This is a genomic window from Aeromicrobium sp. CF4.19, from assembly GCF_051262555.1.
Lineage (GTDB): Bacteria > Actinomycetota > Actinomycetes > Propionibacteriales > Nocardioidaceae > Aeromicrobium.
Map to the genome: position 1 here is coordinate 206837 of NZ_JBIMEU010000002.1, position 23043 is coordinate 229879.

Annotated in this window: 23 protein-coding genes; all 23 read left to right on the forward strand. The window is 71.1% G+C overall.

Going from position 1 to position 23043, the window contains the following annotated elements:
- Positions 1-2: 2 nt before the first annotated feature.
- The 23 genes from mltG to pyrF all read left to right on the forward strand — a co-directional run bounded on the left by mltG (position 3) and on the right by pyrF (position 22999).
- On the forward strand, positions 3-1121 hold the full coding sequence (gene mltG, locus ACHAAC_RS05510) for an endolytic transglycosylase MltG (protein ID WP_435715054.1): 1119 nt from the start codon (positions 3-5) through the stop codon (positions 1119-1121).
- On the forward strand, positions 1115-1927 hold the full coding sequence (locus ACHAAC_RS05515) for a shikimate dehydrogenase (RefSeq protein ID WP_435715055.1): 813 nt from the start codon (positions 1115-1117) through the stop codon (positions 1925-1927). Before mltG ends, ACHAAC_RS05515 begins: the two co-directional genes overlap by 7 nt.
- A gap of 9 nt (positions 1928-1936) precedes the next feature.
- Positions 1937-2623: a prepilin peptidase gene (locus ACHAAC_RS05520; protein ID WP_435715056.1), complete on the forward strand. Its 687-nt coding sequence runs from the start codon at positions 1937-1939 to the stop codon at positions 2621-2623.
- Between the two features lie 87 nt (positions 2624-2710).
- Positions 2711-3937, forward strand: a complete 1227-nt coding sequence (aroC, locus tag ACHAAC_RS05525) for a chorismate synthase (RefSeq protein WP_435715057.1) — start codon at positions 2711-2713, stop codon at positions 3935-3937.
- Positions 3934-4443: a shikimate kinase gene (locus tag ACHAAC_RS05530; RefSeq protein ID WP_435715058.1), complete on the forward strand. Its 510-nt coding sequence runs from the start codon at positions 3934-3936 to the stop codon at positions 4441-4443. Before aroC ends, ACHAAC_RS05530 begins: the two co-directional genes overlap by 4 nt.
- A gap of 8 nt (positions 4444-4451) precedes the next feature.
- A complete protein-coding gene (locus ACHAAC_RS05535) occupies positions 4452-5576 on the forward strand; it encodes a 3-dehydroquinate synthase family protein (RefSeq protein WP_435715059.1) in 1125 nt (374 codons plus the stop codon).
- A complete protein-coding gene (locus ACHAAC_RS05540; RefSeq protein WP_435715060.1) occupies positions 5573-6652 on the forward strand; it encodes a M24 family metallopeptidase in 1080 nt (359 codons plus the stop codon). Before ACHAAC_RS05535 ends, ACHAAC_RS05540 begins: the two co-directional genes overlap by 4 nt.
- A gap of 1 nt (position 6653) precedes the next feature.
- Positions 6654-7217 (forward strand): elongation factor P, encoded by a 564-nt coding sequence (gene efp / locus ACHAAC_RS05545; protein ID WP_435715061.1) that lies wholly within the window; start codon positions 6654-6656, stop codon positions 7215-7217.
- On the forward strand, positions 7217-7624 hold the full coding sequence (gene nusB, locus ACHAAC_RS05550; RefSeq protein WP_435715062.1) for a transcription antitermination factor NusB: 408 nt from the start codon (positions 7217-7219) through the stop codon (positions 7622-7624). Before efp ends, nusB begins: the two co-directional genes overlap by 1 nt.
- 233 nt (positions 7625-7857) lie before the next feature.
- Positions 7858-8433, forward strand: coding sequence for an ABC transporter permease (locus ACHAAC_RS05555; protein WP_435715063.1), 576 nt, complete (start codon positions 7858-7860; stop codon positions 8431-8433).
- On the forward strand, positions 8426-9664 hold the full coding sequence (locus ACHAAC_RS05560) for a betaine/proline/choline family ABC transporter ATP-binding protein (RefSeq protein ID WP_435715064.1): 1239 nt from the start codon (positions 8426-8428) through the stop codon (positions 9662-9664). Before ACHAAC_RS05555 ends, ACHAAC_RS05560 begins: the two co-directional genes overlap by 8 nt.
- A complete protein-coding gene (locus ACHAAC_RS05565; RefSeq protein ID WP_435715065.1) occupies positions 9661-10452 on the forward strand; it encodes an ABC transporter permease in 792 nt (263 codons plus the stop codon). The genes ACHAAC_RS05560 and ACHAAC_RS05565 overlap by 4 nt, the downstream gene beginning before the upstream one ends.
- A gap of 5 nt (positions 10453-10457) precedes the next feature.
- Complete coding sequence (locus ACHAAC_RS05570; RefSeq protein ID WP_435715066.1) at positions 10458-11435, forward strand: glycine betaine ABC transporter substrate-binding protein; 978 nt, start codon at positions 10458-10460, stop codon at positions 11433-11435.
- Positions 11436-11488: 53 nt separating this feature from the next.
- Positions 11489-12367 carry a TetR family transcriptional regulator C-terminal domain-containing protein gene (locus tag ACHAAC_RS05575; RefSeq protein ID WP_435715067.1) on the forward strand — a complete coding sequence of 293 codons (879 nt, stop codon included), beginning with the start codon at positions 11489-11491 and terminating at the stop codon, positions 12365-12367.
- A complete protein-coding gene (locus tag ACHAAC_RS05580) occupies positions 12364-13251 on the forward strand; it encodes a 3-keto-5-aminohexanoate cleavage protein (RefSeq protein ID WP_435715068.1) in 888 nt (295 codons plus the stop codon). The genes ACHAAC_RS05575 and ACHAAC_RS05580 overlap by 4 nt, the downstream gene beginning before the upstream one ends.
- The gene (locus tag ACHAAC_RS05585) at positions 13248-14192 is read left to right on the forward strand and encodes a 3-hydroxyacyl-CoA dehydrogenase NAD-binding domain-containing protein (RefSeq protein WP_435715069.1); all 945 of its coding nucleotides are present in this window, start codon (positions 13248-13250) and stop codon (positions 14190-14192) included. Before ACHAAC_RS05580 ends, ACHAAC_RS05585 begins: the two co-directional genes overlap by 4 nt.
- Positions 14189-14632 (forward strand): thioesterase family protein, encoded by a 444-nt coding sequence (locus tag ACHAAC_RS05590; protein ID WP_435715070.1) that lies wholly within the window; start codon positions 14189-14191, stop codon positions 14630-14632. Before ACHAAC_RS05585 ends, ACHAAC_RS05590 begins: the two co-directional genes overlap by 4 nt.
- A 105-nt stretch (positions 14633-14737) precedes the next feature.
- On the forward strand, positions 14738-15328 hold the full coding sequence (pyrR, locus tag ACHAAC_RS05595) for a bifunctional pyr operon transcriptional regulator/uracil phosphoribosyltransferase PyrR (RefSeq protein ID WP_435715071.1): 591 nt from the start codon (positions 14738-14740) through the stop codon (positions 15326-15328).
- A gap of 2 nt (positions 15329-15330) precedes the next feature.
- On the forward strand, positions 15331-16323 hold the full coding sequence (locus ACHAAC_RS05600; RefSeq protein WP_435715511.1) for an aspartate carbamoyltransferase catalytic subunit: 993 nt from the start codon (positions 15331-15333) through the stop codon (positions 16321-16323).
- Complete coding sequence (locus ACHAAC_RS05605) at positions 16320-17633, forward strand: dihydroorotase (RefSeq protein ID WP_435715072.1); 1314 nt, start codon at positions 16320-16322, stop codon at positions 17631-17633. Before ACHAAC_RS05600 ends, ACHAAC_RS05605 begins: the two co-directional genes overlap by 4 nt.
- Positions 17630-18826, forward strand: a complete 1197-nt coding sequence (gene carA / locus ACHAAC_RS05610; RefSeq protein WP_435715073.1) for a glutamine-hydrolyzing carbamoyl-phosphate synthase small subunit — start codon at positions 17630-17632, stop codon at positions 18824-18826. The genes ACHAAC_RS05605 and carA overlap by 4 nt, the downstream gene beginning before the upstream one ends.
- Before the next feature lies 1 nt (position 18827).
- A complete protein-coding gene (carB, locus tag ACHAAC_RS05615; protein WP_435715074.1) occupies positions 18828-22187 on the forward strand; it encodes a carbamoyl-phosphate synthase large subunit in 3360 nt (1119 codons plus the stop codon).
- Positions 22184-22999 (forward strand): orotidine-5'-phosphate decarboxylase, encoded by an 816-nt coding sequence (pyrF, locus tag ACHAAC_RS05620; protein ID WP_435715075.1) that lies wholly within the window; start codon positions 22184-22186, stop codon positions 22997-22999. Before carB ends, pyrF begins: the two co-directional genes overlap by 4 nt.
- The last annotated feature ends 44 nt before the right edge of the window (positions 23000-23043 follow it).

The following is a 23043-nucleotide window of genomic DNA, read 5'->3' on the forward strand; positions in this document are numbered from 1 at the left end:
CGATGAGCGACAGCGGACTGGACATCATGGGTCGGGGCGACGGCACACCCGCGCGACCCGGACGCCGGCGAGCCGAGCGGCCGCCACGGCGGGGGCCGCGCTGGGGCCGGATCATCGTCGTGCTCCTGCTGCTCGGCGGTCTGGTCGCTGCCGGTCTCTGGGGGATCGGCAAGCTGAACACCTTCTTCAACGGCCCGGAGGACTACACCGGTCAGGGGGAGGGCTCGGTCGTCGTGGAGATCGCCGAGGGGTCCGGAGGCCAGCAGATCGCCACCGCGTTGGCCGAGGAGGACGTCGTCGCCAGCGCCGAGGCGTTCTACCAGCTCTCCCTCAACGACGAGCGGTTGGCGGAGATCCAGCCCGGCTTCTACGACCTGCGGCTCAAGATGTCCGCCGAGTGGGCGATGCGCGAGCTGGTCGATCCCCAGAACCGGGTCGAGGGCAAGGTCGTCATCCCGGAGGGAGCACGGGTCCGCCAGATCCCCGAGCTCGTGGCAGACGGGTCGGAGATCGCTGCCGACGACGTCGAGGCAGAGCTGGACGAGCCGGGTGAGCTCGGCCTGCCGGACATCGCCGACGGCAACCCGGAGGGATACCTCTTCCCGGCCACCTACACGATCGAGCCTGGCACGTCGGCGCGTGAGCTTCTGCAGCAGATGGTCGCGCGGACGCTGGAGGTGGAGACCGAGCTGGAGATCGATACCAGGTCGCAGGCGCTGGGCTTCGACGAGGAGGAGATCCTGACCATCGCGAGCATCCTGGAGTACGAGGTCGCCACCGACGACTTCGCGCGGGGCGCCCGGGTGATCTACAACCGGCTCGACTCCGGCGAGGCGTTGCGGATGGACTCCACGGTGCACTACATCAGTGGTCGTTCCGGAGACGTCTTCACCACCGAGGAGGAGCGCCAGAGCGACTCGCCCTACAACACCTACCGGTTCCCGGGCCTGCCGCCGGGACCGATCGGTTCGCCGGGAGAGGCTGCGATCGAGGCGGCCCTGAATCCCGAGGACGGCGACTGGCAGTACTTCGTGGCTGACCCGGAGACCGGTGAGACGACCTTCACCGAGACCTACGCCGAGCACCAGGCGGCCTGCGAGGAGGCCGGCTTCTCGTGCTGAGCGGCGGCCGCTGCGCCGTCGTGGGTGACCAGGTGGCGCACTCGCTGTCCCCGGCCATGCACCGCGCTGCCTACGCGCGCCTGGGGCTGACGCACACCTATGACGCGATCGGCGTCGAGCCGGGGGGTCTGGAGGCGTTCGTGTCGGGACTGGATGCATCGTGGATCGGGCTCTCGGTCACCGCACCGCACAAGCGCGACGCTCTCGACCTAGCCGACTTCGCGGACGACGTGGCCCGGCGCGTCGGCGCGGCGAACACGCTCGTGCTGGACGGTGGCTCGGTCGCCGCGCACAACACCGACGTCCCCGGTGCGATGGCAGCACTGCGCGAGGCGGGGGTGGAGCAGGTCCGATCGGTGCGGGTCCTCGGAGGCGGAGCGACCGCTGCCTCGCTGGCGGCCGCCGTGGCCGGGCTCGGCGCCCGGCGCCTGGAGCTGGTCGTCAGGGAGCCGTCCAGGGCGCGGGCGGCCCGAGAGGCGGGGGAGCGGTGCGGTGTGGAGGTCACCACGGCCTCGTTGAGCGACCCGCCGTCCGGTCCGGTGGACCTGCTCGTCTCGACCGTCCCCGCTGCGGCCGTGCTTGAACGTGCCCCGTCGCTCGTCGCCTCCGCCTCCGCCGTCTTCGACGTCGTGTACGACCCGTGGCCCACGCCCCTCGCAGCTGCGGTCACCGGGGACACGCCGCTCGTGACCGGGCTCGACCTCCTGGTGCACCAAGCCGTCCTGCAGGTGCAGCTGATGACCGGCGCGGCCGTCGGCGCCGACGTCCTGCGGTCCGCGGCCCTCGGTGAGCTCGAGCGTCGTTAGCCTGACCGCGTGGAGATCCTCGTGGCCGTCGTGCTCGCGGCCGGCATCGGCGCCTGCGGACCGGCTGCGGTGCATCGACTGCCCGAGCCCGTCCCCCATCCCGAGGAGGTCGAGCCGGAGGAGAAGATCCGCTACGCCGACCTGGGCACCACGCCCCGGGCCGCGGTGCTGCTCGCCCTTCTGGCGGGACTCCTCGCCGGGGTCGCGGCCTGGATGCTCCCGGAGCCGGCGATGCTGCCGGTCTGGGTGGTCTTCGCCGGCGTGGGGTCGTGGCTGGCCTGGGTCGACTGGCGGACCCGGCTGCTGCCGTACCGCCTCACGGCACCGTTGCACGTCGCGACGCTCGTGCTCGTCGCCGCCGGAGCCGCCGTGGCGGGCGACTGGTCCCTGCTGTGGTGGGGGATCGCCGCGAACGTCGGTGTCTTCGCGCTCTTCTGGATCATCTGGTTCGTCGGGGCTCGCGTCGGCAGCACCTTCGGCTACGGGGACGTCCGCCTCTCCGGCATCATCGGCCTGGCGCTGGGCCCCCTCGGCATGGACGCGACGCTGAGCGGAACCTACGCGGGCTTCCTGCTGGGCGCCGTCGGCGGCATCGCCCTCTCCTGGGCCGGTCTGGTGGATCGTCGATCCTTCGCCTTCGGGCCCTACATGGTCGTCGGCGCCGTCGTGGGCCTGGCCGTCGCGCCCCTGCTCTGAGCCCGCCGCGCGGGCCCGATCCCGTCGACCGTCTCGTGCACGGGCCGGTGCGGCGGGCGTGCGGCGCAGGGTGGGACAATCTGCCTCATGCTCCGATGGCTGACGGCCGGTGAATCCCACGGCCCCGCACTCGCCGCAGTCCTCGAGGGGCTGCCGGCGGGTGTCCACGTGACCAGTGACGACATCCAGGCAGCGCTCGCGCGTCGACGCCTGGGCTACGGGCGCGGCGCGCGGATGAGCTTCGAGGCCGACGAGCTGGAGGTGATCGGCGGGCTGCGCCACGGTGTCTCCATGGGCAGCCCTGTCGCGCTGCGGATCGGCAACAGCGAGTGGCCCAAGTGGGAGCGCGTCATGTCCGCGGACCCGGTCGATGCCGAGGAGCTCGCCGGGCTCAAGCGCGGGGCCCCGCTCACCCGTCCGCGCCCCGGGCACGCGGACCTGGCCGGGATGCAGAAGTACGGCTTCGACGAGGCCCGGCCCGTGCTGGAACGGGCCAGTGCACGCGAGACGGCCGCCCGGGTGGCGCTAGGGGAGGTGGCCTCGCGGTTCCTGGAGCAGGCCGTGGGGGTGACCCTCGTCTCCCACGTCGTCGAGCTCGGGACGGTGCGGGCGCCGGCGGGCTCGGTGCCCGGTCGGCGTGACTTGGCGTCACTCGACGCGGACCCTGTCCGGTGCTTCGACGCCGCCACGAGCCAGGCGATGGTCGCCGAGATCGACGCGGCCCACAAGGACGGCGACACGCTGGGCGGCGTTGTCGAGGTCGTCGTGGACGGGCTGCCCCCTGGCCTCGGGTCCTACACCCACTGGGACCGGCGCCTCGACTCGCGCCTCGCGGGTGCACTGATGGGCATCCAGGCCATCAAGGGTGTCGAGCTCGGCGACGGCTTCGAGCTCGCCCGGACGCGTGGCTCCGTTGCGCACGACGAGATCGTGCCCGACGAGACCGGGCCGGGCGAGGGCGGCACCGCAGCCGGCACGCCCGATGGCGTGCTGGGCGTGCGACGCACCTCCGGTCGCTCCGGGGGGACCGAGGGGGGCATGAGCACCGGGGAGACGCTGCGCGTGCGGGCCGCGATGAAGCCGATCGCGACCGTCCCGCGGGCGCTGCGGACGGTGGACGTGTCCACCGGCGAGGCCACCCGTGCCCACCACCAGCGTTCCGACGTGTGCGCCGTCCCCGCGGCCGGCATCGTGGCCGAGGCCATGGTGGCGCTCGTCCTCGCGGAGGCCGTCACCGAGAAGTTCGGCGGCGACTCCGTCGCGGAGACCCGACGCAACGTGACCGGGTACCTCGAGAGCCTGAGGTACCGATGAGCCCCGTCGTCGTGCTCGTCGGCCCCCCGGGCGCCGGCAAGAGCACGGTGGCGCGGGAGATCGGGTCGCGCCTGGGTCTGGCCGTGCGTGACACCGACGCGGACATCGAGGCCGAGACCGGCAGGAGCATCCCCGACCTCTTCGTGCAGGACGGCGAGGCCCACTTCCGGGCCCTGGAGACCGCTGCGGTGCAGGTGGCGCTCGCCGACCACGAGGGAGTCCTGGCGGTCGGTGGTGGCGCCGTCACCTCCCAGGCGACGCGGGACGCCCTGAGCGGTCACCACGTCGTCTTCCTCGACGTGGGCCTGGTCCATGCCGTCGAGCGGGTCGGTCTCGCCGCCAACCGGCCGCTCCTGCTCGGCAACGTCCGCTCGACGTTGAAGGCACTCATGGACGAGCGACGCCCCGTCTACCGCGAGGTCGCGACGCTGGTCGTCGACACCGACGGCAGGACGCCGCAGGAGGTCGCGGACATCGTCGCCGAGGACCTGGGGGGAGCGCGATGAGCGCTCGGGTGAGTGTCTCGGCGGCAGCGCCCTACGACGTCATGGTCGGGCACGGCACCATCGCCGGTCTCGGCGACCTGCTCGGCGACGACGTGCGCCGGGTCGCGATCGTCCACCCCGTCACGTTGCGCGACCGCGCCGAGCAGCTGCGTCGCGAGCTCGGGTCCGACCAGCTCGACGTGCACCTGCTCGAAGTGCCCGACGGCGAGGACGCCAAGAAGGCCGGCGTGCTGGAGTTCTGCTGGCGCGTGCTGGGGGAGTCCGGCTTCACGCGGTCCGACGTGGTCGTCGGTCTCGGCGGTGGCGCCACCACCGATCTCGCGGGCTTCGTGGCGGCCACGTGGCTGCGTGGCGTGCGCTTCGTCAACCTGCCCACGACGGTGCTGGGGATGGTCGATGCCGCCGTCGGCGGCAAGACCGGCATCAACACCTCGTCGGGCAAGAACCTCGTGGGCGCGTTCCACGAGCCGGACGGGGTGCTGTGCGACCTCGACCTGCTCGTCTCCCTGCCCGGGGCAGAGCTGCGCAGCGGGCTGGCGGAGGTGGTCAAGTGCGGCTTCATCGCCGACCCGTCGATCCTGGAGCTCATCGAGAACGCGGGGCCGGCCTCCGTGCTCGACCCCAGCTCGCCGATCCTCGCCGAGCTGGTGACCAAGGGCATCGCGGTCAAGGCGGCGGCCGTCGGGGGTGACCTGCGCGAGTCCGTGGGTCTCTCCGGCGGTCCGGGTCGGCGCCCGGCGGCGACCTCCGAGGACGGCATCGGTCGGGAGGCGCTCAACTACGGTCACACGCTCGGCCACGCCATCGAGCGGGAGGAGCGCTTCGGGGTCCGTCACGGCGAGGCGATCAGCGTGGGCATGGTGTTCGTCGCCGAGGTCGCGCACCGGCACGGCCTCATCGACGCCGGACTGGTGGCCCGGCACCGCGAGGTGCTGTCCTCGCTGTCCCTGCCGACGACGTGGGCCGGGGCCTTCTCGCCGCTGCTGGCCGCGATGCGCCTGGACAAGAAGACACGTGGAGACCTGCTGCGCCTCGTGGTCCTGAGCGACCTGGCGAGGCCCACGATCCTGGCCGGGCCGGAGGAGGAGGTCCTGCGCGACTCCTTCGTCGCCCTGGCAGGCGGGCAGTCGTGACAGTCCTGACCTCGGAGCAGCTGCAGGCCCGACGGCGGCGCGTCGGTGAGTCCCTCGCCGAGGAGCAGCTGTCCGGGCTGGTCGTCACCACCCTGGTCAACGTGCGCTACCTGACCGGGTTTACCGGGTCCAACGGCGCCCTCGTGCTGCATGGCGACGGCTCCGGCGTGTTCCTCACCGACGGCCGCTACCGGGACCAGGCCGCGGTGGAGGTCCCGGACCTGGAGCACGTCATCACGCGCGACCTCATCGGGCAGGCTGCCGATCGCCTGCAGGGCCGGTGGGGCGCCGAGACCCACACCCTGAGCGTCGACGCACACGCCCGGTTGACCGCGGCGACGGCGGCGGAGGTGGTGGCCGCGGGCCCGCTCGTGGAGCGCGCCCGCGAGACCAAGGACGACTTTGAGATCGAGTCACTGCGCCGGGCCTGTGCCCTCTCGGTCACCGCGCTCGAGGGTGTGCTCGACGGCCCGCTCGTCGGCCGCACCGAGCGCGAGGTGGCCCGCGACCTCCAGTGGCGGATGCTTGACCTCGGCGCGGAGGCGATCGCCTTCGAGACGATCCTGGCCGCGGGGGAGAACACGGCCGTCCCGCACCACCACCCCACGGATCGGGTGCTGGCGAGCGGGGACCTGCTGAAGATCGACTTCGGCGCACGGGTCGACGGGTACCACGCCGACTGCACCCGCACCGTCGTCCTGGGCAGGGCCGATGCGTGGCAGCGAGAGGTCCACGCGGCGGTGCGCGAGGCCCAGGCCGAGGGCGTCCGCGCCCTGGTCGAGGGGGCGGTCGTCTCCGAGGTCGACACGCTCGTGCGGTCGAGCCTGGACGACGCCGGGTGGCTTGCGCACTTCACCACCGGGCTCGGTCACGGCGTCGGTCTGCAGATCCACGAGGACCCGTTCTTCGCGGCGAGCCACGACGGTAGACTGACCCGTCGCACCACCGTCACGATGGAACCGGGGATCTACGTCCCGGGCCGTGGGGGAGTGCGCATCGAGGACACCGTCCTCGTCACCACCGATGAGCCGGACGTGCTCACGGACCTGACCACCGAGCTGCTGGAGATCTGCTGACATGGCGACCACGAACGACCTGAAGAACGGCATGGTGCTGAACCTGGAGGGCAACCTCTGGTCCGTCGTGGACTTCCAGCACGTCAAGCCGGGAAAGGGCCCCGCCTTCGTGCGCACGAAGCTCAAGAACATCAACTCCGGCAAGGTGGTGGACAAGACCTTCAACGCCGGCACGAAGGTCGAGACCGCCACGGTCGACAAGCGCGAGATGCAGTACCTGTACAACGACGGCACGAGCTACGTGTTCATGGACAACTCGACCTTCGACCAGCTCGAGATCCCGCCGTCGGCGATGGGCACGACCCCGGACTTCCTGCTGGAGAACCAGGACGCCGTCGTGGCCACGAACGACGGCCAGGTGCTGTACGTCGAGCTCCCGCCGTCCGTCGAGCTCCTCGTCGAGCACACCGACCCCGGCCTGCAGGGCGACCGCTCCAGCGGCGGCACCAAGCCGGCGAGGCTGGAGACCGGACGCGAGATCCAGGTCCCGCTCTTCATCACCACGGGCGAGAAGATCAAGGTCGACACCCGTGACGCCGGCTACCTCGGCCGCGTGAAGGCCTGATGGGCGCCCGGAGCAAGTACCGCAAGCGGGCCCTCGACGTCCTCTTCGAGTCCGAGCTGCAGGGGACCACCCTCGGCGGCACGCTGGCCAGGCGTCGGGAGACCAACGACCCGCCGATCAGCGAGTACACCGTCACCCTCGTGGAGGGGGTGGCCGCGGAGCAGGAGGTCATCGACGCGTTGCTCGTGGAGCACTCCAACGACTGGAGCCTGGAGCGGATGCCCGGCGTGGATCGCAACCTGCTGCGCATCGCGGTCTATGAGATCCTGCACGTCGACGACGTCCCGGACGCCGTGGCCGTCAGCGAGGCGGTGGCGCTGGCCAAGGAGCTGTCCACCGATGACTCCCCGGGCTTCGTCAACGGCCTGCTCGGACGCATCCTCCGCGTCCGCACGACCACCGCCTGAGGGGCCCTCGGGGCGGCCGACCGGGGCGTCGTGACGGTCGCGGGGACACGCTGAGGGGTCGCAGACCTGCACATCCGCACAGATTCCGTTAACCTCATGCACGCCGAGAGGCTGACGCCGGGCCGCGCCCGGAGAACACGATGACGGGTGGGTTGGACCGGGTGAACCTCTTCGAGTTCGTACAGGACCGTTGGTCCCTACTGTGGTTCCAGGGCTATCAACATCTCAGTCTGGTGATCCAGGCCCTCATCCTCGCGACCGTGCTGGCACTGGTCATCGCCGTGCTGACCTTCCGCTCACCGGTGTGGTCCGGTCTGGTCGAAGGTGGCGCCGCCGTCGGGCTGACCATCCCCTCGTTCGCCCTCTTCGGGCTCCTCATCGCCTTCATCACCTCCGGCGTCGTCCTCAGCGTCGTGGCCCTGGCCTTCTACGGCTCCCTGCCGATCCTGCGCAACGCGATCGTCGGACTGAGACAGGTTGACGCCGGGCTGGTCGAGTCGTCCAAGGGCATGGGCATGGGGCCAGGCGCCTCTCTCCTGCGGCTGCAGCTCCCGCTCGCCTGGCCGGTCATCATGACCGGCATCCGGGTCTCCGCCCAGATGCTCATGGGCATCGCGGCGATCGCGGCCTACGCCTCCGGTCCCGGTCTCGGCTCGTTCATCTTCTCCGGGCTCTCCCGCCTGGGCGGCGCCAACGCCACCAACTCGGCCTGGGCCGGCGTCCTCGGCGTCGTCCTGCTCGCCATCGTCCTCGACCTGGTGCTCAACCTGGTCGGTCGCCTCACCACCTCTAGGGGTATCCGTGTCTGAGACCACCACCGAAAAGCCGACTGCCGACGAGGGTGTCCACGGCGAGCGCATCCTGCTGGAGAACCTGACGAAGCGCTACGCCGGGCAGGACGCCGCCGCCGTCGACAGCGTCACGATGGAGATCCCGGCCGGCGAGATCGTCATGCTGGTCGGACCGTCCGGATGCGGCAAGACGACCACCATGAAGATGATCAACCGGCTCATCGAGCCGACGGGTGGACGCATCTTCATCGGCGATGAGGACGTCACCGACACCGACGCCGACGACCTGCGTCGCCGCATCGGGTACGTCATCCAGGGCGCCGGCCTGTTCCCGCACTACACCGTGGGGCAGAACATCGCGATCGTCCCCAAGCTGCTCGGGTGGGACAAGAAGCGCATCGCCGCTCGCGTCGACGAGCTCCTGGAGCTCGTCAACCTGGAGTCCGACCAGTACCGCGACCGGTACCCCCGGGAGCTCTCCGGTGGTCAGCAGCAGCGCGTCGGCGTCGCCCGGGCGCTCGCGGCCGACCCGCCGGTGCTGCTCATGGACGAGCCGTTCGGTGCCGTCGACCCGATCACCCGCCAGCGACTGCAGGACGAGCTCATGCGCCTGCAGGAGGAGCTGCGCAAGACCATCGTCTTCGTGACGCACGACTTCGACGAGGCCGTCAAGGTCGGCGACCGGATCGCCATCCTCGACGTCGGGTCGGAGATCGTGCAGTACGACACCCCCGAGAACATCCTCGCCAACCCGGCCAACGAGTTCGTGGAGGGCTTCGTCGGTCACGGTGCGACGCTCAAGCAGCTCACGCTCACCCGGGTCCGGGACGTGGAGCTCCACGAGGCCGCCGTGACGACGATCGGAGGAGACCCCGCCGCCGCCGCAGAGACCGCGCGGTCGATGGGGCGCGAGTGGGTCATCGTGCTCGATGACCAGCAGCGCCCGCAGCGCTGGGTCTCGGTCAAGGACCTGCAGAGACCCGGTGCCCTGGACAAGGTCGCTCGCGACCAGGACCTCGAGGTCATCAGCCGTGCCTCGACCCTCAACGACGCGCTCGATCAGATGTTGACGTCCAGCCACGGCGTCGTCGTGGTCACCGGGCGCCGCAACAAGTACGAGGGCGTCGTGCGGGTCGAGACCATCATGGAGGCGATGCAGAGCCTGCAGAGCGCAGCCTCCTCCGCGGCCCCGGTCTCCTCGGCCGACGCCGGCGACGAGGGAAGCGCCGGCAGCGGGGCGGCGCAGTGAGCAGCCAGACCGTCGACATGGAGGCGGGTGACAAGGGCGGGGCGAGGACCATCCGCGAGGGTGACCCGACCCCGGGAATCGCCCGCTGGATCGCCCAGCCCCTCGTGTGCCTGGCCGCCTTCGCCGCGGTCATCCTCTACACCAACACTCGCGAGCTGACCTCGAAGCAGGGCCTGCTCGCCAACGACGAGCTGTGGTCCGGGGCCACCCGGCACCTGTACCTGACCGCCGTCGCCGCCGTGCTCGTCGTGCTGATCGCCGTCCCGCTCGGGGTGCTGCTGACCCGGGGGCCGATGCGACGCTACGCCAGCGCCGTCATGGCGCTGGCCGGCTTCGGGCAGGCCGCTCCCGCCATCGGACTGGTCGTGCTGGCGGCGCTGTACTTCGGTGTCGGGATCTGGCCGTTCATCGGCGCCCTGACGATCTACGGCATCCTGCCGGTCGTCGCGAACGTCGTGGCAGGGCTCGACGGCGTCGACCGCCGGCTCATCGAGGCCGGCCGCGGCATGGGCCTGTCCGCCATGGCCGTCCTGCGCAAGGTCGAGCTGCCGATCGCCGTGCCGGTCATGCTCACCGGCGTCCGCACCGCGCTCGTGCTCATGTGCGGCACGGTGGCCTTCGGTGGCTTCGTCGGGGCCGGCGGCCTCGGCGCCCTCATCAACACCGGCATCAAGCTGGGTGAGAGCTCCTTGCTCATCGTCGGGGCCGTGCTCATCGCGGCCCTGGCCCTGCTGCTCGACTGGGTCGCCCGCGTCGTCGAGGTGCTCGCGACCCCGAAGGGACTGTGACCACCATGCGCGCACGTCAGATCCTGCCCAGGGCACTGGTGGCCGGGGCACTCGTCGCCGGCCTCGCCGGCTGCGGGCTGCAGAACGCCAACGGCTTCATCGCCCCGGCGGAGCCCGGGACCATCGAGCAGTACGACTCGCTCGAGGGAGTCCCGATCACCGTCGGCGCCAAGGACTTCACCGAGCAGCTCATCCTGGGCAACATGTTCGCCACGGTGCTGCAGACGGCCGGTGCCGACGTCACCAACCGGACGAACATCGCGGGCAGCAACGGCGTCCGCAACGCATTGCTCAACCGCACCGTCGACGTCTCCCCGGAGTACACCGGCACCGGCTGGATCTCCTACCTCCTGCACGACGAGCCCGTGAAGGGCGAGGAGGAGCAGTGGCGGGCCACCGCCGAGGAGGACAAGGAGGAGAACCAGCTCATCTGGCTGCGGCCGGCACCGATGAACAACACCTACGCCTTCGCGATGGGCCCGGAGGCCAACGAGCGGCTGGGCATCACCAAGCTCTCGGAGATCCAGGACCTGCCGGAGGAGGAGCGGACCTTCTGCGTCGAGGACGAGTTCTACTCCCGCAACGACGGCTTCGGACCGATGCTGGAGGAGTACGGGCTGAAGCTCGGCGAGTCCGTGCCGGACGACCAGGTCCTGCGCCTGGACACCGGCGTCGTCTACACGGCGGCGGCCCAGGGTGACTGCAACTTCGGCGAGGTCTTCACGACCGACGGCCGCATCCCGGCCCTGGAGCTCACCTCGCTGGAGGACGACCAGGAGTTCTTCCCGCTCTACAACCTCACCCAGGTGATCCAGGAGGACCTGCTGGAGGAGCACCCGGAGATCGAGGAGATCTTCGCCGAGATCAACCCGGCACTGACCAACGAGGTCATGCTCGAGCTCAACGCCCGGGTCGACGTCGAGGGTGAGGAGCCGTCGCTCGTCGCGGTGGAGTGGCTGAAGGCGGAGGGCTTCGTCGAGTAGACCGACCACGGGACGAGTTGCGATCATCGCAACTCGTACGTACGGTGGTATGCATGCTCACCGCGCCGGTTGCCGATCGTGTCCGGCTCGCCCTGGCGGACCGTGAGATGACGCAGCGGGAGCTCGCCGATGCGGCAGAGCTCGAGGTGACCAAGCTCAGCAAGGCACTGGGCGGGACCAGGCGCTTCTCCATCGAGGAGCTGCGGCGTCTCGCCGAGGTGCTCGAGGTCGACCTGCGCTGGCTCACCGGCGACGGCGACGACCGTCCCCCCGCGATCGCACCCAGCGGGCTGTCGGCGCTGTCCGGCGACCTGTACGCCGGGCCCGCGGGGGAGCGGCGCCTGGTGATCGTCCGCGCCGCCTGGCGTCTGGTCGCCGAGCGGGGGTACTCCCGGGTGGAGGTGGCCGACGTCGCCGATCGCGCCGGGGTCTCGCCGTCACAGGTGCAGGAGCACTTCGAGAGCCGACGCGCGCTGCTCGACGAGACGTTACGACTCGCGGCGCTGCAGGCCTACGAGCGACAGTCGACGGCTCTGGCCGACGTCGCCGACGGTGTCGAACGGCTGGACCGACTGATCGACCTGCAGCTGCCGAGGTCCGGGACCCTGGACCTGGAGTGGTCGATCTGGCTCCAGGTCTGGGCGCAGGCGGCGATCGACCCGACCATCCAGGCGCTGCACGCCGAGGCCTACTCACGCTGGCTGCACACCGTCCGCGCCGCCATCGAGCTCGGACAGCAGCAGGGCTCCTGCCGCACGGGCGATGCCGAGGAGATGGCCGCGAGGCTGACCGCCCTGGTCGACGGGCTCGGACTGCAGCTCGTCACCGGTCGTCCCGGCCGCACGCTGGCCACGACCCGAGCGGCCGTCGACGACCATCTCCGCGCCCACGTGCTCGACCCCGACCAACCCACCACCGGGAGGAAACCATGAACGAGAACGTCATCATCACCTGCGCCGTCACCGGGGCAGCAGACACCGTCAGCCGCAGCGAGCACGTCCCGGTGACCCCGGAGGCGATCGCTGACTCCGCGATCGCCGCCGCCCGTGCCGGCGCTGCCATCGTGCACGTGCACGTCCGCGACATCGAGACCGGACAGGGATCGCGTGACGTCGCGCTGTACCGCGAGACCGTGCGCCTCATCCGCGCGGCCGACGTCGACGTGGTGCTCAACCTGACCGCCGGCATGGGCGGCGACCTCGTCATCGATGACGAGGACCCCTTGAAGCCGGTCGACGGGACGGACCTCGTGAACGGCCTGCAGCGACTGCCGCACGTGGAGGAGCTGCTGCCGGACATCTGCACCCTCGACTGCGGGTCGATGAACTTCGGTGAGGGCCAGCAGCTCTACATCAGCACCCCCGACATGCTGCGCACCGGAGCAGCGCGCATCCAGGAGCTGGGGGTGAAGCCCGAGATGGAGATCTTCGACACCGGCCACCTGTGGTTCGCGACGCAGCTCGTCAAGGAGGGTCTCATCGACCCGCCGCCGATGTTCCAGCTCTGCATGGACGTCCCCTACGGTGCGCCGGCCGATCCGCTGACCCTGCAGGCGATGGTCAACCGGCTGCCCGAGGGCGCCGTGTGGGCCGCGTTCGCGCTGGGCAGGAAGCAGATGCCGTGGGTCGCCCAGGCGATCCTGCTCGGTGGGCACGTGCGCGTCGGGCTCGAGGACAACCTCTTCCTGTCGCGCGGCGTCAAGGCCACGAACGAGCAGCTCGTGGAGCGCGCGGTCGACCTCGTCGGCAACCTGGGCTCGCGGGTCGCCACGCCGGACGACGCCCGCGAGATCCTCGGCCTGAAGGCCCGCGCATGACGCGGCCCGCGCCGGCGGACGTGCGGACGGTGGCCTGCGTGGGCGCCGGGGTCATCGGCGGCGGCTGGGTCGCGCACTTCCTCGCGCGTGGCTATGACGTGATCGCCTGGGACCCGGCTCCCGACGCCGAGGACCGCCTGGGCGGGCTCGTCGACGCCGCGTGGCCGGCGCTGGCGTCGCTCGGCCTGGCCGAGGGCGCGGACCGGTCACGACTCTCGGTCGTGCCGGACCTCGAGCAGGCGGTGGCCGAGGCGGACGTCGTGCAGGAGAGCGCACCGGAGGACCTCGACCTCAAGATCGACCTGCTGGCGCGCATCGACGCCGCCACGCCGCGCGACGTCGTGATCTCCTCCTCGACGTCAGGGTTCACCATGACCGAGATGCAGGTCGGGGCGGTGCACCCGGAACGGCTCGTGGTCGGACACCCGTTCAACCCGCCGTACCTCATCCCGTTGGTGGAGGTCGTCGGCGGTGAGCGCACGTCGCCCGAGGTCGTGGCGTGGGTGTCGCAGTTCTTCGAGCACGCCGGCAAGTCGGTCATCACGATGGATCGCGAGGTGCCGGGCTTCATCGCGAACCGGCTGCAGGAGGCGCTGTGGCGCGAGGCGCTGCACATGATCGACGCCGGCGAGGCCACGGTCGAGCAGATCGATGCCTCGATCACGCAGGGCCCGGGGCTGCGCTGGGCGTTCCACGGGCCGATGAAGACCTTCCACCTCGCCGGGGGACAGGGCGGGATGGCCCACATGCTCGATCACTTCGGGCCGTCGCTGAAGGCGCCCTGGACCCGGTTGGAGGCACCTGAGCTGACGACCCGGTTGCGCGACGCCGTGGTGCAGGGCGTCGACGACGCGGACGGACGAACGGTGCACGAGCTGGTGGTCGAGCGTGACCGGATGCTCATCGCCGTCATGCGGACCCTGCAGGAGATGCAGCCGTGACGCCGCTGACCGAGCGCCGCGAGGAGCTCCGGCCCGAGTGGATCGACTACAACGGGCACCTCAGCGAGGCGTACTACGTCCTGCTGCTCGGTCATGGCACCGACGACGTCATGGACGTGCTCGGGCTCGACGCCGGCTACCGGGACGCCACGGGCTGCTCGCTGTTCACCGTCGAGGCGCACGTGCGATACCTCGACCAGGTCGTCGCCGACGACGTGACGCAGGTGCGCTCGTTCCTCGTCGGGGCCGGGCCCAAGAAGCTGCGCCTGTGGCACGAGCTGTGGGTCGATGAGCGGCTGCGGGCCACCGAGGAGGTGCTCGCACTGCACGTGGACACGACGCTCGGACGCAGCGCACCGCTGCCCGAGGACGTGCTCGAGCGGGCGCGGGCCGTCGCGGTGGCCCCACCGGTCGAGGCAGGACGCTCGATCTCCGGCTGAGGCCGCCACCGCGCCGTCGATGCGTCCTGCCTCGCTGATAGGCTCCTGATCGATCAACGACGTCCTTTAACCACCGTCCCGTGAGGCGGAGAAGGAGGTCAGCCGATGGACGCGCACAGCAGCGCCGCCACGCCTGACGACGGCCCCGGCCCCGGAGGCGTCCCCCCGCGCACCGTCCTCGATCCGGACGACATCGCCCGTGCCCTCACACGCATCACCCACGAGATCCTCGAGCGCAACCGCGGCGCCGACGACGTCCTGCTCGTCGGCATCCCGACGCGTGGCGTGCACCTCGCCGGCCGGCTCGCCAGCCGCATGGCCGAGGTCGAGCAGACCCGTGTCAGGGCCGGGGCGCTGGACATCACGATGTACCGCGACGACCTGCGCCTGAAGCCCGCCCGCGCCCTGGAGCACACCGAGCTCCCCGGCGACATCGACGGCAAGATCGTCGTCCTCGTCGACGACGTGCTCTTCTCCGGGCGCACCATCCGTGCCGCGCTCGACGCCCTCAACGACCTCGGTCGACCGAGGGCCGTGCAGCTGGCCGTCCTGGTGGACCGGGGCCACCGCCAGCTGCCGATCCGGGCCGACTTCGTGGGCAAGAACCTGCCGACCTCCCTGGCGGAGCAGGTCAAGGTGGCCCTGGACGAGGTCGACGGCGAGGACGCGGTCACGATCATCGGGGGAGTCCAGTGACACTGACCCATCTGCTCAGCACGGGAGACCTCACCCGCGACGAGGCCGTCCGCATCCTCGACACCGCCGAGGAGCTGCTCTCCGTCGCCAGCCGGCCGATCAAGAAGCTGCCGACGCTGCGCGGCCGCACCGTGGTGAACCTGTTCTTCGAGGACTCCACCCGCACCCGCATCAGCTTCGAGGCCGCGGCCAAGCGGCTGTCCGCGGACGTGCTCAACTTCTCGGCCAAGGGCTCGAGCACGTCCAAGGGCGAGGGCCTGAAGGACACGGCCCTGACGCTGCAGGCGATGGGAGCCGACGCCGTGGTGGTGCGGCACCACCACTCCGGCGCCCCTCACCGGCTGGCCCACGCACGCTGGACCAGCGGCGCGGTGATCAACGCCGGCGACGGCACCCACGAGCACCCCACGCAGGCCCTGCTCGACGCCTTCACCCTGCGCCGGCACCTCGTCACCGAGCCCGCCGGGACCGCTGGTCGGGGGGCCGACCTCGCCGGTCGCCGTGTCACCATCGTCGGCGACGTGCTGCACAGCCGGGTGGCGCGGTCCAACGCGCTGCTGCTGCACACCCTCGGGGCCCACGTCACGCTCGTGGCGCCCCCGACGCTGCTGCCCGTCGGTGTCGACACCTGGCCCGTCGAGACGTCCTACGACCTCGACTCGGCAGTGGAGGGAAGTGACGCCGTCATGATGCTGCGGGTCCAGCGCGAGCGGATGAACGCCTCCTACTTCCCCAGCGAGCGCGAGTACAGCCGCCGCTTCGGCCTGGACACCGCCCGCATGAACCGGATGCCCGGCCACGCGATCGTCATGCATCCGGGGCCGATGAACCGCGGCATGGAGATCAGCGCCGACGTCGCCGACTCCGACCGCTCCGTCATCGTGGAGCAGGTCACCAACGGGGTCGCCGTCCGGATGGCGGTCCTGTACCTCCTGCTTGGCGGTGCGCCCGACCCCGCCGACGACCCGACCACAGAAGGAGGGGAGGTCGCATGAGCGTCCCCGCAGCCACGTACGTCGTCCGAGGTGCCCGGGTGCTGGGTGAGGATCCCGTCGACCTCCTGCTGGCCGACGGCCGGATCCAGCAGGTCGGCACCGGGCTCACCGCGCCGCAGGACGCGGTGGAGGTCGACGCCACCGGACTGGTCGCCCTGCCCGGCCTGGTCGACCTGCACACCCACGTCCGCGAGCCCGGGCGAGAGGATGCCGAGACGGTGCTCACCGGCTCCCGCGCCGCCGCGATGGGTGGCTTCACCTGCATCCATGCGATGGCCAACACCGATCCGGTCGCCGACACGGCGGGCGTCGTGGAGCAGGTCTTCCGGCTCGGCCGCGAGGGCGGGTACTGCGACGTTCGCCCCGTCGGGGCCGTCACGGTCGGTCTCAAGGGTGAGCGGCTGGCCGAGCTGGGTGCCATGGCGGACTCCGCGGCCGAGGTGCGCGTCTTCTCCGACGACGGGATCTGCGTGAGCGACGCCGTGCTGATGCGACGGGCCCTGGAGTACGTCAAGGCCTTCGACGGCGTGGTCGCCCAGCATGCCCAGGAGCCCCGCCTCACCGAAGGTGCCCAGATGAACGAGGGCCCCCTGTCAGGACAGCTCGGGCTGACCGGGTGGCCCGCGGTCGCCGAGGAGGCGATCATCGCGCGTGACGTCCTGCTCGCCGAGCACGTCGGGTCCCGGTTGCACGTGTGCCACCTCTCCACGCGCGGATCGGTGGAGATCGTCCGCTGGGCCAAGAGCCGCGGGATCGACGTGACCGCCGAGGTGACGCCGCACCACCTGCTGCTCACCGACGAGCTCGTCCGGTCCTACGACCCGCTCTACAAGGTGAACCCGCCACTGCGCTCCGACGACGACGTCGCGGCCGTCCGGGAGGGCCTGGCCGACGGCACGATCGACATCGTCGCCACGGACCACGCGCCGCACCCGATGGAGGACAAGGAGTGCGAGTGGTTCGCCGCCGCGTTCGGGATGCTCGGGCTCGAGACCGCCCTGTCCGTCGTGCAGCAGACGATGGTCGACACCGGGGCGCTCACCTGGGCGCAGGTCGCCGAGGCGATGTCCGCTCGCCCGGCCCGCATCGGACGTGTCGACGGCCAGGGGCGCCCGCTGGCACAGGGGGAGCCGGCCAACCTCGTGCTCGTGGACCCGGCAGCCACCCGCACCGTCGAGGCGCGCGAGACCGCGTCGTTGTCACGCAACACGCCCTACGCCGGACGAGAGCTGCCCGGACGCATCGTGGCGACGTTCCTGCGCGGCGTGCCCACGGTCCTGGACGCAACGCTGCAGGAGGGGAACGGATGAACCAGCACGCCAGCGGTCAGCCGAGGGAGGCAGTCCTCGTCCTGGAGGACGGCAGGACCTTCCGTGGCGAGGGGTACGGCGCCGTCGGGACCACGGTCGCCGAGATCGTCTTCTCCACCGGGATGACCGGCTACCAGGAGACGCTGACCGACCCGTCGTACCGCGGACAGATCGTGGTCATGACCGCTCCGCACATCGGCAACACCGGGGTCAACGACGTGGACTTCGAGTCGGGCCGGGTGTGGGTGGACGGCTACGTCGTGCGCGACCCCTCCCGGGTCGCCAGCAGCTGGCGCTCGCAGGGCAGCCTGGACGACCTGCTCGTCGAGCAGGGTGTCGTGGGCATCAGCGGTGTCGACACGCGTGCTCTGACGCGGCACCTGCGCGAGCGGGGCTCGATGCGCGCCGCGATCAGCTCCGAGACGACCGACGTCGGGGCCCTGCTCGCGCGCGCCGCGGCGGCGCCGACGATGACCGGCTCCAGCTTCCTGGACGACGTCACGACGCCGGAGGCCTACGTCGTCCCGGCCGTGGGAGAGCGGCGCCTGACGGTGGCCGCCGTGGACCTCGGCATCAAGGGCATGACGCCGCGCCGGATGGCCGAGCGCGGCATCGAGGTGCACGTGCTGCCGGCCTCCTCGACGATCGACGACGTGCTCGCCGTGGCGGCCGACCGGGGCGGCCCGGACGGTGTCTTCATGTCCAACGGTCCCGGCGACCCCGCCGCCGCCGAGCACGTCGTCGGCGTGCTGCGGCAGGTGCTGGAGCGCCGCGTCCCCTACTTCGGCATCTGCCTGGGCAACCAGATGCTCGGTCGGGCGCTGGGCCGCGGAACGTACAAGCTCACCTACGGCCACCGGGGCATCAACCAGCCCGTGCAGGACCGCACCACCGGCACGGTGGAGATCACCAGCCACAACCACGGCTTCGCCGTGGACGCCCCCCTCGACGGCACGTTCGACACGCCCTACGGGCCGGCCCACGTCACGCACGTGGGACTGAACGACCAGGTCGTCGAGGGCGTGGCCCTCGTCGACGGCCCCGCCTTCAGCGTCCAGTACCACCCGGAGGCGGCCGCCGGCCCGCACGACGCCGACTACCTCTTCGACCGCTTCGTGCAGCTCATGCACACGCACCGCGGCGACGGTGCGAGCGCCAGCCCAGACGACCACCCCGCGGAAGGAAGCCGCTGACATGCCCAAGCGGGAAGACATCGAGTCGATCCTCGTCATCGGCTCCGGCCCCATCGTCATCGGGCAGGCGTGCGAGTTCGACTACTCCGGCACCCAAGCCTGCCGTGTCCTGCGGGAGGAGGGCCTGCGGGTGATCCTGGTGAACTCCAACCCGGCGACGATCATGACCGACCCGGAGTTCGCCGACGCCACCTACGTCGAGCCGATCACACCGGAGTTCGTGGAGAAGGTCATCGCGGCGGAGCGGCCCGACGCCCTGCTGGCGACGCTCGGTGGGCAGACCGCGCTCAACGCCGCGATCGAGCTGGACCGTGCCGGCGTGCTGGAGAAGTACGGCGTGGAGCTCATCGGGGCCTCGATCGAGGCCATCGAGAAGGGCGAGAACCGCGAGTCCTTCAAGCAGGTCGTCGCGACCCTGCCCCCGGAGTGGGGCGCGGAGTCGGCCAGCTCGATCATCTGCCACACGATGGACGAGTGCCTCGCCGGCGTCGAGGGGCTGGGCGGCTACCCGGTCGTCGTGCGGCCCTCGTTCACGATGGGCGGCTCGGGCTCGGGCCTGGCCTACGACGAGGCCGACCTGCACCGCATCGCCGGCTCCGGCCTCGCGCTCAGCCCCACCACCGAGGTGCTCCTGGAGGAGTCCATCCTCGGGTGGAAGGAGTACGAGCTGGAGGTCATGCGCGACCGCGCCGACAACGTGGTCATCGTCTGCTCGATCGAGAACGTGGACCCCATGGGCGTGCACACCGGCGACTCGATCACCGTCGCCCCCGCCATGACGCTGACCGACGTCGAGTACCAGCGCCTGCGCGACATCTCGATCGGCATCATCCGCGAGGTCGGTGTCGACACCGGTGGCTGCAACATCCAGTTCGCCGTCAACCCCGAGGACGGCCGCATCGTCGTCATCGAGATGAACCCGCGCGTCTCCCGCTCCTCGGCGCTGGCATCGAAGGCCACCGGCTTCCCGATCGCGAAGATCGCGGCCAAGGTCGCGATCGGCTACACGCTGGACGAGATCCCCAACGACATCACCACGGCCCACGGACGCGGGACCCCCGCGAGCTTCGAGCCGACGCTCGACTACGTCGTGGTCAAGGTGCCCCGCTTCGCCTTCGAGAAGTTCCCGGCGGCGGACCCGACACTGACGACGCACATGAAGTCAGTCGGCGAGGCGATGGCGATCGGCCGCTCGTTCACCGAGGCGCTGCAGAAGGCGCTGCGCTCCCTGGAGCGCCCCGAGGCCATCTTCGACTGGGCCAAGGAATGGGTGGACCTGGACAAGGACACCCTCCTGGCGCAGGCCGCGACCCCGCACGACGGGCGTCTGAGGAAGGTCATGGACGCCCTGCGCGCCGGCGCGACGCCGCGGGAGGTCACGGGCGCCACCAGCATCGACCCGTGGTTCGTCGACCAGCTCGCGCTGCTCAACGAGGTGGCCGCCGAGCTCACGGCGGCCGAGGGGCTCACGCCGGCGGTGCTGCGGCGCGCCAAGCGGCACGGCTTCTCCGACGTGCAGATCGGCAGGATCCGCGGCCTCGCGCCGGACGTGGTGCGCGGCGTGCGCCACGCCCTCGGCGTCCGCCCGGTCTACAAGACCGTGGACACGTGCGCGGCCGAGTTCGCCGCCACCACCCCGTACCACTACTCCTCCTACGACGAGGAGACCGAGGTGGCTCCCCGGGACAAGCCGGCCGTGCTGATCCTCGGCAGCGGCCCCAACCGCATCGGCCAGGGCATCGAGTTCGACTACTCCTGCGTGCACGCGGCGCTCGCGCTCTCGGAGGTGGGGTACGAGACGGTCATGGTCAACTGCAACCCCGAGACGGTCTCGACCGACTACGACACCTCCGACCGCCTGTACTTCGAGCCGCTGACCCTCGAGGACGTGCTCGAGATCGTCCATGCGGAGGAGCAGGCCGGCCCCATCGCCGGCGTCATCGTCCAGCTCGGCGGTCAGACCCCCCTGGGGCTCGCCGCAGGGCTGCAGGAGGCCGGTGTCCCGATCGTCGGGACGTCACCCTCGGCGATCGACCTCGCCGAGGACCGTGGCGAGTTCGGCCGGGTCCTGGCCGAGGCAGGCCTGCCCGCGCCCAAGCACGGCACGGCGGTGACCTTCGACGGAGCCAAGCGGATCGCCGACGACATCGGCTACCCCGTCCTCGTGCGGCCCTCCTACGTCCTGGGTGGGCGCGGCATGGAGATCGTCTACGACGAGCCGTCCCTGGCCGACTACATCACCCGCTCCACCGAGATCTCGCCGGACCACCCCGTGCTCGTGGACCGCTTCCTCGACGACGCGGTCGAGATCGACGTCGATGCCCTCTACGACGGCACCGACCTCTTCCTCGGTGGCGTGATGGAGCACATCGAGGAGGCCGGGGTCCACTCCGGCGACTCGGCGTGCGCGCTGCCGCCCATCACGCTCGGGGCGGAGGAGATCGACCGGATCCGCGAGTCCACCCGGGCCATCGCCGAGGGCGTGGGTGTCCGGGGTCTGATCAACATCCAGTTCGCGATGTCCGCGGACACGCTGTTCGTGCTCGAGGCCAACCCGCGGGCCTCCCGCACGGTGCCCTTCGTCTCCAAGGCCACGGCGACACCCCTGGCCAAGGCCGCCGCGCGGCTCATGCTGGGGGAGTCCGTCGCCGAGCTGCGCTCCGCGGGCGTCCTGCCCCGCGCCGGGGACGGGGGCCTGCTGCCCGACGTCGCTCCCGTCGCGGTCAAGGAGGCGGTGATGCCCTTCAACCGGTTCCGCACCTACGACGGGCGCTACGTCGACACCGTGCTGGGCCCGGAGATGCGCTCGACCGGCGAGGTCATGGGCATCGACGCGGGCTTCGGCGTCGCCTACGCCAAGAGCCAGGCCGGCGCCCAGAACGGCCTGCCCACCAGTGGCCGGGTCTTCGTCTCGGTGGCCAACCGGGACAAGCGGCACATGGTGTTCCCGGTCAAGCGGCTGGCCGACCTGGGCTTTGAGATCCTCGCCACGAGCGGCACGGCCGCGGTGCTTCGCCGCAACGGGGTGCACGCCACGGAGATCCGCAAGCTCACGCAGGAGCCGCTCGACGGGCAGGAGCAGAGCACGATCGTGGACAAGATCCACGACCAGGACGTGCAGCTCATCATCAACACGCCGCACGGCGTCACGGCCGGGGGGAACGCACGGATCGACGGCTACGAGATCCGCACGGCCGCGGTGGCCGAGGGGATCCCCTGCATCACGACGGTGCAGGGGCTCGGTGCCGCGGTGCAGGGCATCGAGGCGCTCATCGAGCAGCGGATCGGCGTGCGCTCGCTGCAGAGCTGGGCGGCGGCGATCGAGGACGTCCGGTCCCTCGTCCCGGGGGAGCGGACGTGACGGGCTTCGGCTCGCGGGCTCGCGCCGCGATGGACGCCTACGGCCCGGTGTGCGTGGGCATCGACCCCCACGCCGCCCTGCTCGAGGAGTGGGGGCTGGGGGACTCCCTCGACGGACTCGAACGGTTCGCCGCCACCTGCGTCGAGGCGTTCGCGGGGCGGGTGGCCTTCGTGAAGCCGCAGTCGGCCTTCTTCGAGCGCTTCGGCTCGCGCGGCGTCGCCGTGCTGGAGCGGACCCTGCAGGACCTTCGGCACACGGGAAGTCTCACCATCCTCGACGTGAAGCGAGGTGACATCGGCTCCACGGCGCAGGCCTACGCCGAGGCCTACCTCGACGAGGACGCCCCGATGGCCGCTGACGCGGTCACCGTCAGCCCGTTCCTCGGGTTCGGCTCGCTGGAGCCCTTCCTCGAGGTCGCCGAGAAGAACGATGGGGGAGTCTTCGTGCTCGCGCTCACCTCGAACCCCGAGGGCTCGGAGGTGCAGCACGCCACCGGTGCCGACGGCCGCACCGTCGCCGGTGTGGTGCTCGATCACCTGCGGACCTGCAACGCCGGAGCGGTTCCCATGGGCCCCTTCGGGGCCGTCGTGGGCGCGACGATCGCCCCCACCGAGGAGGACCTGGACATGGGAGGGCCTGTGCTCGCGCCGGGCTTCGGCTCCCAAGGGGGCACGGCCGAGGACCTCCACCGCGTCTTCGGAGGGTTGCGGGGCCGGGTCATCCCCTCGGCATCCCGCTCCGTGCTTCGTGCCGGGCCCGACGTGGCCGCCCTGCGTGACGCCACACTCGCCGTGAACGCCGAGCTGGGCTGAAGCACATCCCGGACTCGGCTCGAGCTCCCTCCCGCGGACCCTCG